Raw genomic sequence first — 12,280 nt, forward strand, 5'->3', positions numbered from 1 at the left:
CCGCCGCCGGTCAGGTCGTCGGGGCGGGGCCGGTCGAGTCGCGGACGACCAGCAGGTGGCCGGTGGCGCGGCGGCGGGGACGCGCCGAGCGGGGCTTGAGGGCGAGGGTGAGCGCCGTGCGGCCCATCTCGGTCATCGGCAGCCGGATGGTGGTGAGGCTGGGCGCGAGGTCGGCGGCGACGGAGACGTCGTCGAAGCCGACGACGGAGATCCGCGCGGGCACCGGCACGCGGCGCGACCGCAGCGTCGAGAGGACGCCGATCGCCATGGCGTCGTTCAGCGCGATGATCGCCGTGGTCTCCGGGTGCTCGTTGAGGATCTGCTCGGTGGCGGCCCGTCCGCCGCCGCGGGTGAAGTCCCCGTGCACGACCGTCAGGTCGGCGGGGCGCAGCCCACGCTGCCGCAGCGCGGACGTCACGCCGGCGAGCCGGTCGGCGACCGTGGTGAGGCCGGCGCTGCCGGCGGCGACCGCGATGCGGTGGTGGCCGAGGTCCATCAGGTGCGCAGCGAGCGCGCGGCCGCCGGCCTCGTTGTCCGGCAGGACGGCGTCGACGCCGAGCGCGTGTCGGCCGATGGCGGCGACCCGGCCGCCGTGGTCCTGGAACGCCGCCAGCTCGGCGCGGGCCTCGGCCTCGACCCGCGGGTCGTCGTACCCGGAGCCGCTGATCAGGATGATGCCGACCCGCTGGGCGATGAGGTGGCGCAGCTGTTGCAGCTCGTAGCCCGGGTCCCGGCCGGACTGGCAGATCTGCACCAGCAGCCCCTGCTCGGCGGCGAGCTGGATGACCCCGGCGGCGATCTCGGAGAAGTAGGGGTCGTCGACCTGGTGGACGATCAGCCCGACGGTGGACCGGGCGCCCCCGGCCAGGGTGCGGGCGTACGGGTTGGCGACGTAGCCCAGCTCGTGGGCGACCCGCCGGATCCGGTCGGCCACCTCGGTGCTGACCCCCTCGCGGCCGGCGAGGGCCCGGGAGGCGGTCGCCAGTGAGACACCCGCACGTTCGGCCACCTCCACGAGGCGCGGCCGCTGGCCAGCCCTGGGCATCCGCGACTCCCCGAAAACATCCATGTCACCGGATCTATTGCCAGTGACGTTCGACGAAGCCTAGGGTACGTAAGCGCTTACGTAAGCGCTTACGTAGCGGGCACCGGCGTGCCGCGAAACGAGGTGAACGATGTCCAGAGCCCGAATCGTCGCCGTCTCGCTCCTGGTGGTCGGCGTGCTGACCGGCGTCGGCGGGCCGCCGGCCCAGGCGGACCGCAGCACCGCGCACGACGTCCACCCGGCTCTGCGAGCGCACCTCGTCGCCGCGTACGACTTCGACCACCCGGTGCCGGGCGACCCGGCCCTGGAGCGTGACCAGGGCCGTTCCGGCACCGAGATCGAGCTGATCAACGGCGGTGCGGCGATGCGGGTGCCCGACCACGCCTACCGGGGCAGCGGCAACGCGGTGCAGACCCGGCAGGTCGACCCGGCGACCACCGGCAACGACGACTGGAAGGCCGGAACGTGGTCGGCCAGCGGGGTGCGGACGCTGCGCGCCTTCAGCGCCACCGGCGGCACCACCATCATGGGCTGGTTCAAGCTGAACATGGACAGCCCGGCGCTCAACTCCACCAACGCCGACCCGAACGACCGGTACAACGCGATAGGGCTGGCCGGCCTGCTCACCGGCGACTCCGACGGCCACGGCGTCCGGGCCCTGCTGGAGCTGATCGACGTCGACGGCGAACTGCGCCTCGTCGCGCTCGGCCGCCGCCTCGACGGTGGCAACTCGCAGACCTTCGCCGCGAATCGGGACTGGCGGGACCTGCTGCCGGTGGGGGAGTGGGTGCACCTCGCCGCCACCTTCGACTTCGGCACCGGCGCGCTGGCCCTCTATCGCAACGGCGAACCGGTCGACGGCTTCTACACCCGCACCGACGACCCGTGGCTCGTGTCGGGGCCCGGCCCGCACGTGACCACCGCCTCCGACCCCCGGGGCATCAAGATCGGCGGGAGCTTCCCGCAGGACACGCTGGAGCGCAACCCCTGCGACTGCCGCATGGACGGCCTGCTGTTCCTCGACAGCGTGGTCTCCGCGCGCGACGTGCGCAGGCAGTACGACCGCATGGCCCGCTGACCACCCTCGGCACCGTCCCACCGAGAAGGAGACACGCGTGCGCATCCTCCACCGCCGCCCCGGCCGCGTCCGCCGGTCCGCGCTGACGGCCGGCCTCACCGCCCTCGTGGTGGTGCTGTCCACCCTGGTCGCGGGCCCCGCCCGAGCCGCCGGCGCGGTCTACGACCCGATCCCCGAGATGCCGATCCAGTCCCGCCTCGGGTTGGTCCTGAGCGAGTACGCCCGCTTCCCGCAGTCGTACCCGACCCCCGCGCCGACGGACCAACGGCTCATGCGGACCGCCCGGATCAACACCATCATGGAGCTGCCCGACGGCTCCGGCCGGCGCGCGGTGCCCGACCTGAACGGCAACCTCTACCTGGTCGAGAACGGCGTGCCGCATGTCTACCTCGACGTGGCGGCGACGTTCGCGCCCCGGTTCTTCTCCGGCCGAGGGCTCGGCCAGGGCTTCGGATACGTCGCCTTCCACCCCGAGTTCGGCGTCAACGGCCGGTTCTACACCATCCACACCGAGCTGGCGTCGGCGGCGACCACGGCACCGGACTACGCCCAGGCCGGGACGATCTACCACGGCGTCATCACCGAGTGGACGGCCACCGACCCGGCCGCCGACACCTTCGCCGGCACCCGCCGGGAGGTGCTGCGCATCGGCTTCGGCGGGCAGGTGCACGGCATCCAGGAGATCAACTTCAACCCGACGGCCAAGCGCCACGACCGCGACTACGGCCTGCTGTACCTCGCCGTCGGCGACGGCGGCCTGGGCGTCCGCAACACCGACCCGCAGAACCTGGGCCTGCCGCACGGCAAGCTGCTGCGCATCGACCCGCGAGGCGCCAACTCGGCCAACGGCCGGTACGGCATTCCCGCCGACAACCCGTTCGTCGGGCAGGCCGGCGCGCTCGGCGAGATCTACGCCGTGGGCTTCCGCGACCCGCACCGGTTCAGCTGGGACCGGGCGACCGGCCGGATGTACCTCGGGCACATCGGTGAGCACGCCATCGAGGCGATCTACGAGGTCCGCGCCGGCGACAACTTCGGCTGGAGCGAGCGCGAGGGCTCCTTCGTCTTCGACAAGGCGGCCACCAACCCCTGCGACCGGCTGTTCCCGCTGCCCGCCGACGATGAGCGCTACGGCTACACGTACCCCGTCGCCGCGTACGACCACGACCCCGCCGCGGACTGGAACTGCACCGCGGACGTCGGCGTCGCGGTGGCCGGCGGGTTCGTCTACCGCGGGCACGCGGTGCCCGCGCTACGCGGCAAGTACGTCTTCGGCGACCTCGTCGACGGCCGGGTGCTCTACACCGAGGCGAACGAGATGCGCCGCGGTCACGGCCTCGCACCGATCCACCAGCTCGCGCTCTTCGACGCCGCGGGTGGCCCGGTGCGGATGCGGGACCTCTCCGGACCGGGCGCCCCCGGCGACCCCAACCGGGTCGACCTGCGCTTCGGCACCGACGCCGCCGGCGAGCTGTACCTCGTCGCCAAGGCCAACGGCACGATCTGGAAGGTGACCGGCACGAGGGAGTTCGCCAGCGGCGACGTCGGCGACACCACGCTGCGCCACACCTCGGGCGCCGCGAACTGGGCGCCGGTGACGCCCGCGAAGTGGCAGTTCACCCGCGACCAGGTCATCCTCGCCGAGGCCGGCGAGAGCCGGCCGGGCCCGCGCCGGCCCTTCGAGTACGCCGTGCTGACCGCCGGCCCGGCGTGGTCGTCGGTCCTCCTCGACGCTCGGGTACGACTCGACACGCCGGTGGAGGTCAGCAACCGCGACGTGATCATCGTCTTCGGCTGGCGCTCGGACACCGAGTTCTACTACGCCCACCTCTCCACCGACAACACGATCTATCCGCACAACGGCATCTTCAAGGTCAACAACGCCGACCGGGAGCGCATCGACCACCAGTGGAACGGCCGCTCCCGTGGCGCCAACCCGGCGGTCACCGACGCCGACTGGCACCGCGTACGCCTCGTGCACCTGCCGGCCACCGGCGAGATCGCCGTCTACGTCGACGGGCACCGGGACCCGCTGCTGACCGCGAAGGACACCACCTTCGGCTCGGGGCGGGTGGGCTTCGGCTCGTTCGACAACGTCGGCCGACTGCGCAACCTCACCGTCACCGGCACCCCGGCCTGAGACCCGCCGGGGACGGCGGCCTTTCGTGCGGTCGTCCCCGGCGCTGCACCCCGTCGGTCGAGCCGGCCCGCAGGGCACGTCCGGTTCGTAGAATCCGTGCCATGCCGCAGATCGTCGAGTTGCTGGCCTCGCCCGTGCACCGCTTTCGGGGCCGGCCCTCCGACGGCCCGGCGCCGGCCCCGCCCGGCGAGCTGGTCGACACCGTTGCGCTCCGCGCCGGCCTCGGCATCGTCGGCGACCGCTACTTCGGCAAGCCGGCGCACCGCGACGCCAGCGTGACCGTGATCGCCCAGGAGTCCCTGCCGGCCGGCATCGGCCTGGCGCAGGTCCGGCGCAACATCCTCACCGCCGGCATCGCCGTGGACGAGCTGATCGGCCGGGTCCTGATCCTGGACTCCGGCGACGGCCCGGTCAGCCTGCGGGTGAACCGGGCGGCCCGCCCGTGCGCCTGGATGGACGTCACGGTCGGTCCGGGCGCCTGGAAGGCGCTGCGCACCACGGGCGGCATCCGCTGCACCCCGCTCAACGACGGTCTGCTGCGCGTCGGCCCGATCGACGCCACCGTGAGCTGAAGCGGGACAGCCCGGCCCGGCGGGTCAGACCGGGCTGATGTGTGCGGCGAGGATCCGCCAGCCGTGCGGGTCGTCGTGGATCCAGGTCCGGGTGTAGCGCAGGCGCGCGGCGAACGGCTCGCCGTTGAACACCCCGGCCACCCGGCCCAAAAAGAACGTCACACCGGTCCGTCCGACGACGAGCAGGTCCAGTTCCTCCTCGATCAGCTCCTCGATCACCGAGGTCCGGTCCCGGTGCGCGGCCAGGTCCTCGGCCTTGCCGTGCTGGCGGCCGTCGGGGCCGATCGCGATGAGCTGGTCGACCAGCAACTGATCGAGGGCCGCGACGTCACCGGCGCGCTGCGCGGCCTGCAGGGTGCGTTCGGCGTCGAGCAGCTCCGCCTCGCGTTCGCTGTCCGGCATGGCCGTCCTCCTGGTCTCCTCCGTCCGACGCCACCGTCCGGACTGACCGCATTGTGGCAGTCGGCACGCCTCGACGGGGGCGCATCGGCGCCGCGGCGCGTCTCGTCCCACCGTGGGTCCCACCCGGCCGGAATGCCACCTCGATGCGCCGGCTGTGTGCCGTTCGCCGGTCGGTGACTAGGCTTCGTGCCATGGCGGACCACGGTGGTCCCGGCGCGCACGCCGCCGAAGCGACGCGGCCGGTCGAGGCGGTCGTCCGGGAGATCCTTGCGGTCGTCCCGGCCGGGTGTACGTGGCTGTTGCCCGTGCCCGACGACCACCGGGCGGTCGCCGACTTCCGGATCGCGGCCACCAGCGGCCAGAGCCACGACATCTACGGTCGGGGCGTGGACCGGGTGGGCGCCCGGCTCAGCGAGCTGTACCCCAGCATGGTCGGCGGACCCCTCTGGCAGCTGTACCAGCAGGTGCTCGCCACCGGTTCGTCCGGCCGCCTGGCCGACTTCCGGTACGTGGAGAAACGCACCGGCGTCGTCGCCGACTCGCTGTTCGACGTCCACGTGCACCGCGTCCTCGGCGGCCTGCTGGTGTCCTGGCAGCGCCTCGACGAGGACCGCCGGCGGATGGACCGTACCGAGCTGCTGGGCAACCTCGGCTGGGCGGAGTACGACCTGGTCAGCGGGGTCAGCCAGTGGTCACCCGGGATGTACCGCATCTTCGAGCGTGATCCGGCGCTCGGCCCGATGTCGCGCGCCGAGCAGGCAGCCGCCCTGCTCCCCGACGACTACATGCTGCGCGAGACGGCGTGGCAGACGCTGGACAGCGGTGCCTCCTCGGACGTGACGGTCCGGTTCCAGGCGGCGGGCGCGGTCCGGTACCTGCGGATCCTCTCCGACGTCTCCCGCGACGCGAACGGCGCACCGCTCAAGATCCACGCTGTGGTGCAGGACGTGACCGCCCGGGTGGACTCCCGGACCGCCATCGAGCGACTCAGTGACCAGTTGCGGACGCGGGAGATGACCGCCCTCGCCGAGCACCGGCTGGCCGGGCAGTTGCAGAACCTCATCCAGCCGGTGCCCCGCGACCCGTTTCCGCTGGCCGGCATGGAGGCGGTGGTCAACTACCTGCCGGCCGAGAGCGCCGCGCGGGTCGGCGGGGACTGGTACCACGCGCAGTCCCTGCCGGACGGAAAGGTCGTGCTCGCCGTCGGCGACGTCACCGGTCACGGGCTGGACGCGGCGAGCGGAATGGCGCACCTGCGCTTCGCCCTGGTGGCCTGGCTGTCGATCGGCATCCGGGACCCGTCGGTGCTGCTGGGGCACCTCAACCGGCTCTGCGGGCAGCTCTCGATCACCGGAACCGCCGTGGTCGCGGTGTACGACCCGGCCACCCGGGTGCTCTGCTGGGGCCGCGCCGGGCACACGGTGCCGCTGCTGTCCCGCGCCGGCGAGACCAAGCCGCTCGACCGCCCCCCGGGTCTGCTGCTGGGCGCCGGTGACGACGCGGTGTACCCGGTGCTCTCCCCGCGCCTGAGCCCCGGCGACCTCGTGCTGTTCTACACCGACGGCCTCATCGAGCGACGCGCGCCCGAGCAGGACCGGTTGCCGCAGGTGCGCGCGACCCTCTCGGCGCTCACCGCGACGCCGGGGGAGCAGCCCCTCGCCCGGCTGCGTGACCTGCTCAACCATCCCAACCCGGACGACGACACGTGCACCCTGGCCGTGCGCGTGCTGCCCTGAGCCGCCCCGCTCACAGCGCCAGCCGGATCCGGACCACGGTGCCCTCACTGGCGGCCAGCACGGCCACCTCGTCGCAGATCTGCTCGACGATGGCCAGCCCGCGACCCCGTACCGCGTCGGCGGCCGGCATGGCCCGACCGAACGCCCGCGCCGGGCCCTGGTCGACGACGTCGCAGAACAACTGGTCACCCTCGGCCCAGAGCCGGACGCGGCCACCGTCGGCGGTGTGCTGCAACGTGTTCGTGGCCAGCTCGCTGACCGCCAGCGCCAGCAGCTCCACCCGCTCGGCCGACAGGCCCCGGGCGATGGCGCCGGAGCAGACGAACGCGCGCAGCGCCCGCAGGTCGGTCGCCACCTCGTACGCCATGGTGTCCGTCCGCAGGGCTGGCGAGGGCTGCTCGGTCACGCCGCGGGTCTCCCGCCGGTCGGCCGCCATCAGCCCGCCAGCCGCGAGTCGTCGGCGGGTGGGCGCAGCAGGTTGCCGATGCCGGTGATGTCGAGGACTGTCGCGACCGGGCCGGCGGCGTTCACGGCGTACAGATGTCGGCCGTTCGCGCGTGCCTCCTGATGGGCGGTCACCAGGCCGTGCAGGCCGGTGGAGTCGAGGAACCGCAGCTCGCCGACGTCGACCACCACCACCGGCGCGGCGCGTACCGCCGCGGACAGCACGGCCGTCAGCTCAGCCTGGGCGGCCAGGTCACACTCACCCGTCAACGTGACCACGATCCGCCCGGGTGTCGTGGACGTGCGGGCCTCGAAGTGCGCCATCAGACAGCAGCACCCTTCCTCGTAGCGTCAGCTGTTGTCGGCACATCATGTCATCCGTCGGCCGACCGACCACGTCGTCCGTTCGGCGGGTGATCACCATAAGCCGTTCCGGTCCGCTTCCGAGGCCCGACGACGCGACGCGGAGCGTCGGGCGCGGGTCGGCGATTCGCCCTTCGATGAGGTCAGGGCGTCGCCTCGAACGCGACGGACCCGTGGCACGACGTCTCTCCTGGCGGGCGACTCGCGTGGTCGCTACGGGCGGATGTCCAGGGCGCCGATCAGGTCGTCGCGCAGGGTGAACCGGTACCGCAGCTCGATCGGGCTGCCCGGAAACTCCCCCGACACCCGTGCGATGACCAGGTACGAGTCGCCCGCCTGGGGCGTCACCCGCAGCGGTTCGGCGGTGTACGAGGAGGCCGCCATCGTCCGCTGCGCCCAGGAGCGGATCGACGGCCGGTCCTCGTACAACCGGTCCTCGTCGGCCACGCTCGCGGTGTCCGCGAAGCAGGCGACCAAGGCGTCGAGGTCGCCGTCGCGGACGGCCCGGAAGTACCTGTCGATCACGTCGGGCAGGTCGACCGCCATCTGCTCCTCCTGCGGCACGGGCCGCCGCCGGGCGGCCGGCGTGAACCCGGTCCGATCTCACCGTACGAGACGGGGCTGGCCGGGCGCGGGGCAACCGACAGAAGCGACCTCGTCGCGCCCGGGTTTGCCGCCGGTGGGCCGGGGTAGCCACGCGTCTCGGCAACGGAAAGGGCGGGACCATGGCCGATCTGGGATTCGTCGACAAGGTCGCGGCGCGGGCGGGCATCCCGCCCGCGCAGGCACGCCCGCTGACCGAGGCCGTGCTGCGGACGCTCACCGAGCGCCTCAGCGGCGGCGAGGCCGCCGCGCTCGCTCCCCACCTGGCCGTCGAGCTGAGCCCACTGTTGGTCAAGGCCGCCGAGCCGCCGGAAGCGTTCGGGTACGACGAGTTCCTGCGCCGCGTGGCCGACCGCGCCGGGACCGACCGGCCCGGGGCCGAACGGGGCGTACGGGCGGTTCTGCAGACCATGCACCGGGTGGTCGGGCACCGCGAGTTCTCCGACGCCCTGTCCCAACTCCCGGCGGACCTGCGCGCACTGGCCCAACCCCTGCCGCAGGGTCCCTGACCGAAGCCGTGTCCCGTCGGGCTGGCCGACCGACGGTCGGCGCGGAGCGCGGTCTGACCGGCCGGCCAGACCGCGCCCCGACGGGTGTCAGCCGGCGGTGACCACCCACTTCTGGTGTGCGCCACCGACGTACGTGCCGATCTGGATCTGGGTGCCGTCGGCGGTGCCGCCCCCGGCGGCCTGCAACACCTTGCCCGACTGCGGGTTGCGGATCGACCCGTCGGACTGCGGTTGCCACACCTGCGAGCCGGTGCCGTTGCAGGTCCACAACTGCACCTTGGTGCCGTCGGCGGTGCCGGCGTTGTCCACGTCGAGGCACTTGCCCAGCGCCCGGTACGTGTCGCCGGACCGGCTCCACGACTGCGCGCCCGTGCCGTTGCAGGTCCACAACTGCACCTTGGTGCCGTCGGCGGTACCGGCGTTGTCCACGTCCAGGCACTTGCCGCCGATGCCGGTGATGCTGCCCGCGCCGCTGGCGGCGCTGCCGTACACCTCCAACTCGTAGATGCGCGCCGCGGTGTCGCTGGTGCTGGTCGGCGTGGTGACGGCCAACCGGACGTAACGGGCACCGGGCGCGGTGAGGTCGTGCGTCGTGGTGCTCGCCGTGTTGCCGGTCACCGTGGCCCGGGTGGTCCAGCTCGTGCCGTCGGGGCTGGACGCGATCGTGAAGTCCCGGGTGTTCCAGGCGGTGTCCTCACCACCGGCGCCGGCATGCTTGACCACCACCCGGTTCACCGCGTAGCTGCCCCCCAGGTCCACCTGGAGGTACTTCGACGTGCCCTTCGAGCACCACTTGTCGCTGTTTCCGCCGGTGACGCTGCCGTTGACGGCCTTGGCCGGCCCCTCGGTCGTCGAGCAGGAGCTGTCCGCGGTGGCCGGCTTGTTGAGCGCCAGGTTGGTCCCGCCGCTCGGCGGGGTGACGCCCGGGATGGCGTTGAGCGTGTACCACGCCTCGGTGCTCCACAACGACTGCCCGCTGGTGGAGGTGAACGGGCGCGGTGACCGCAGGTAGACCACCCGGCCGGCCTTGCGGCCGTCGACGGTCAGGCTGACCTTCCTGCCGTCCGCCGAGAGGGTGGCCCCGCTGACGGTCAACGTCTCCTCGTCGATCTTCGGGCCGCCGTAGTTGGACGTCGGCTCGTACCGCCACTGCTTGACCTTGTAGTGGGCGGCCAGGTTGGCGGCGGTCTCCGCCGAGACCGGCTGGGTGTACTCCACCTCGAAACCGGCGGTGGTGGCCCGCATGGCCAGCATCTCGAAGGTGCTGGTGCTGTTCGGGGTGAGCTTCTGCAACCCGTACGTCAGCTTGCCGGTCTGCCCCCAGTTGCCGCCCGCGCCGAGCCCGCCGACGTAGATCGCGCCGTCCGGACCGAGGTTGACCTCGGAGACGCCCGCCTCCAGACCCTGGGTGAGCCGGAACAGCGCACCCTGGTACTCGCCGTTGACCTTCTCCACCGACGCGCGCTGGAGGCCGCCGTAGGTGACGTCACCGATCACGAACTGCCCGGCGTAGCGCCCGGTGGTGAGGTAGAGCGGCGTGCTGGGGGAGTTGGCGATCTCGTTCTGCGGCATCCAGAGCACCGGCGGGGTGACCGGGTTGGCGTCGAACGGGCCCGCCGGGGTCATGTAGTGGTTGAAGAAGCGACCCTGCTTGATGTGCACCAGCTTCGACGACGGCAGCCAGCCGCCCTGGTTGTCGGTGACGAAGATGCCGCCCTCCGGGCCCCAGCCGATGCCGTGCGGCGTCCGCAGGCCGCCGGCGATGTAGCTGACCGCACCGGTGTCCTTGTTGACCTTGATGGTGGTTCCCCGGTTGGCGGCGGGCTGCGGCACCGTGGTCGCGCCGCCGTAGTCGATCGACACCGACAGGTTCACGTAGAAGGAACCGTCCTGGTAGAGCAGACCGAACGCGAACTCGTGGAACTTGCCGCCGTACGGCCAGGTGGCGACGGTGTCGAGGCGGTCGGCCACCTCGTCTCCGGTGGTGTCCACGAGCCGGGTGAGCCGCTGCTTCTCCGACACGTAGACCACGCCGTCGACGACCTTGAGCCCCATCGGCTCCTTGAGGCCGCCGGCGATCTTCTTGGTGGTCACCGACCCGGGACCGGTCGCGCCGCCGGTGTTGCCCATGATGTACACCTCGCCGTCCTGGGAGGTGCCGGACTGGTCGCTGCCACCCCAGGTGCTGATGACCAGCCGGCCGTCGGCCAGCCAGTCCATCCCGGTGACCTTCGGCTGGAAGCCCGAGGGGCGCAGGTTCGTGAGCGTGTAGCCGGGGTGCACGCCGGTGAGCGGCAACCCGTCGCCAGGGGAGTCGGTGACGCCCTCGCACTCCTTGCGCCCCGGTGCGGTCACCCGTACGACTCCGGCGTCGGTGCTCAGCGCCGAGGTCGGTACGACCACGAAGGACGACGAGCCGGGCGTCCGCCACTCCAACGTGATCTGCTGGCCACCGGCGCGCTCGAAGTGGTCGATGCGCAGTGGGTGCAGCCCGGCGGCGAGGGTGACGGCGCCCTCCTTGGGTGGGGTGGCGCCGTGCAGGCCGTCGTGGTTGATCACGACGGTGTTGTCGATCGTCAGCTTGGACCCGTCGTCGCTGCTGAGCCGGAAGGTGTAGCTCCCGGCCTGGGTGATCGTGATGTTGCCGAGCACCTGCGAGACGAAGTTGTCGTCGAAGCCGAAGTCGGCCGGCGACGTCCAGTTGATCGTGGACATCAGCTTGTCCACGTTCGGGGTCTGCGCGGGCTTGAGCGTGCAGATCTCGGAGAGCGGCACCTGGACGTCATAGACGCGCAGAGTGACGCCCGGTTCCTGCTCGGGGGCGGCGTCGGCCGGGTCGGCCCAGAAGCCGACCGCGAGGACGAGCGCGAGCGCGCCCAGGACGGGACTGCGGAATCGGCGCAGCAGCGGTGTGCCCATCGTTCCTCCACAGAGGATAGGAATGACCGACGGCCGGCGTGCAGAGATGGTGAGGCGGTGGCCGCCGGCCCGGTCCGTAACGTCCTCGACGCCGACGAGTGACGCTCCGGAAACACCGGGTTGATGGGTCGAGACATTAAGGGGTTTCGATAGGGCTGTCCATGCCTTTGCATCGATACATCAAAAGTTCCCGATGTTCGTGCGAAAGATCGCGGCACTGCTCCCTGGATGTCGGAAATGCGCCAGCGCCGTACGGCGTTTCAGGTCCCGGCCAGGGGGTGGGTGCTCCGGGCGGTACACCCAGCCGCCGATGGTCGTTGCTGGACAGAAGGCGGACCGCGCCCCGGCCCGGGGGGTCACGTCGGTGCGCCTCAGCGGCGGCCGCGACGAGCCGGCCGGCGGTCCGTTCCACCGCGCGGACGCGAGGCCGCGCCCCGTGGCCGAGGCGCTGCGCCGCGCGGGCGGGTGG

11 protein-coding genes are annotated in these 12,280 nt (G+C 72.3%); 5 read left to right on the top strand and 6 right to left on the bottom strand.

Annotated elements, in window-relative coordinates; genetic code table 11:
• Nucleotides 1–10: 10 nt before the first annotated feature.
• Complete coding sequence (locus ABZU53_RS15960) at nt 11–1,045, bottom strand: LacI family DNA-binding transcriptional regulator (RefSeq protein ID WP_355066518.1); 1,035 nt, start codon at nt 1,043–1,045, stop codon at nt 11–13.
• Nucleotides 1,046–1,175: 130 nt separating this feature from the next.
• Between ABZU53_RS15960 and ABZU53_RS15965 the strand changes: the two genes are divergently transcribed.
• From ABZU53_RS15965 to ABZU53_RS15975, 3 genes are all read left to right on the top strand, one after another.
• On the top strand, nt 1,176–2,123 hold the full coding sequence (locus ABZU53_RS15965; RefSeq protein WP_355066519.1) for a LamG-like jellyroll fold domain-containing protein: 948 nt from the start codon (nt 1,176–1,178) through the stop codon (nt 2,121–2,123).
• Nucleotides 2,124–2,160: 37 nt separating this feature from the next.
• Complete coding sequence (locus ABZU53_RS15970; protein WP_355066520.1) at nt 2,161–4,263, top strand: PQQ-dependent sugar dehydrogenase; 2,103 nt, start codon at nt 2,161–2,163, stop codon at nt 4,261–4,263.
• Between the two features lie 101 nt (nt 4,264–4,364).
• On the top strand, nt 4,365–4,835 hold the full coding sequence (locus ABZU53_RS15975; protein ID WP_354860665.1) for a molybdenum cofactor biosysynthesis protein: 471 nt from the start codon (nt 4,365–4,367) through the stop codon (nt 4,833–4,835).
• A 24-nt stretch (nt 4,836–4,859) separates the two neighbouring features.
• On the opposite strand, the gene ABZU53_RS15980 is transcribed toward ABZU53_RS15975, so the two are convergent.
• A complete protein-coding gene (locus tag ABZU53_RS15980; protein WP_354860666.1) occupies nt 4,860–5,237 on the bottom strand; it encodes a nuclear transport factor 2 family protein in 378 nt (125 codons plus the stop codon).
• A gap of 191 nt (nt 5,238–5,428) precedes the next feature.
• Between ABZU53_RS15980 and ABZU53_RS15985 the strand changes: the two genes are divergently transcribed.
• Nucleotides 5,429–6,973, top strand: a complete 1,545-nt coding sequence (locus ABZU53_RS15985) for a SpoIIE family protein phosphatase (protein WP_355066521.1) — start codon at nt 5,429–5,431, stop codon at nt 6,971–6,973.
• Between the two features lie 10 nt (nt 6,974–6,983).
• Here the strand turns inward: ABZU53_RS15985 and ABZU53_RS15990 are convergent, their stop codons facing one another.
• From ABZU53_RS15990 to ABZU53_RS16000, 3 genes are all read right to left on the bottom strand, one after another.
• Complete coding sequence (locus ABZU53_RS15990; protein ID WP_354860669.1) at nt 6,984–7,379, bottom strand: ATP-binding protein; 396 nt, start codon at nt 7,377–7,379, stop codon at nt 6,984–6,986.
• Between the two features lie 29 nt (nt 7,380–7,408).
• Complete coding sequence (locus tag ABZU53_RS15995; protein WP_355066522.1) at nt 7,409–7,741, bottom strand: STAS domain-containing protein; 333 nt, start codon at nt 7,739–7,741, stop codon at nt 7,409–7,411.
• A 252-nt stretch (nt 7,742–7,993) separates the two neighbouring features.
• Nucleotides 7,994–8,326, bottom strand: a complete 333-nt coding sequence (locus tag ABZU53_RS16000; RefSeq protein WP_354860672.1) for a nuclear transport factor 2 family protein — start codon at nt 8,324–8,326, stop codon at nt 7,994–7,996.
• Nucleotides 8,327–8,505: 179 nt separating this feature from the next.
• On the opposite strand from ABZU53_RS16000, the gene ABZU53_RS16005 reads away from it, so the two are divergent.
• Complete coding sequence (locus tag ABZU53_RS16005; RefSeq protein ID WP_354860673.1) at nt 8,506–8,892, top strand: DUF2267 domain-containing protein; 387 nt, start codon at nt 8,506–8,508, stop codon at nt 8,890–8,892.
• A gap of 87 nt (nt 8,893–8,979) precedes the next feature.
• Here ABZU53_RS16005 and ABZU53_RS16010 read toward each other — a convergent pair whose 3' ends face one another.
• Nucleotides 8,980–11,811 carry a ricin-type beta-trefoil lectin domain protein gene (locus tag ABZU53_RS16010; RefSeq protein WP_355066523.1) on the bottom strand — a complete coding sequence of 944 codons (2,832 nt, stop codon included), beginning with the start codon at nt 11,809–11,811 and terminating at the stop codon, nt 8,980–8,982.
• Nucleotides 11,812–12,280 lie beyond the last annotated feature (469 nt).

The organism is Micromonospora sp. NPDC005194 (genome assembly GCF_040608335.1).
In the GTDB taxonomy this organism is placed as follows: Bacteria; Actinomycetota; Actinomycetes; order Mycobacteriales; family Micromonosporaceae; genus Micromonospora.

Bases quoted from the DNA above. Each gene is read 5' to 3' on its own strand.
- ABZU53_RS15960 (WP_355066518.1), bottom strand. From the start codon at position 1,045: ATGCCCAGGGCTGGCCAGCGGCCGCGCCTCGTGGAGGTGGCCGAACGT.
- ABZU53_RS16005 (WP_354860673.1), top strand. From the start codon at position 8,506: ATGGCCGATCTGGGATTCGTCGACAAGGTCGCGGCGCGGGCGGGCATC.
- ABZU53_RS15995 (WP_355066522.1), bottom strand. From the start codon at position 7,741: ATGGCGCACTTCGAGGCCCGCACGTCCACGACACCCGGGCGGATCGTG.
- ABZU53_RS15985 (WP_355066521.1), top strand. From the start codon at position 5,429: ATGGCGGACCACGGTGGTCCCGGCGCGCACGCCGCCGAAGCGACGCGG.
- ABZU53_RS16000 (WP_354860672.1), bottom strand. From the start codon at position 8,326: ATGGCGGTCGACCTGCCCGACGTGATCGACAGGTACTTCCGGGCCGTC.
- ABZU53_RS15980 (WP_354860666.1), bottom strand. From the start codon at position 5,237: ATGCCGGACAGCGAACGCGAGGCGGAGCTGCTCGACGCCGAACGCACC.
- ABZU53_RS15975 (WP_354860665.1), top strand. From the start codon at position 4,365: ATGCCGCAGATCGTCGAGTTGCTGGCCTCGCCCGTGCACCGCTTTCGG.
- ABZU53_RS15965 (WP_355066519.1), top strand. From the start codon at position 1,176: ATGTCCAGAGCCCGAATCGTCGCCGTCTCGCTCCTGGTGGTCGGCGTG.
- ABZU53_RS16010 (WP_355066523.1), bottom strand. From the start codon at position 11,811: ATGGGCACACCGCTGCTGCGCCGATTCCGCAGTCCCGTCCTGGGCGCG.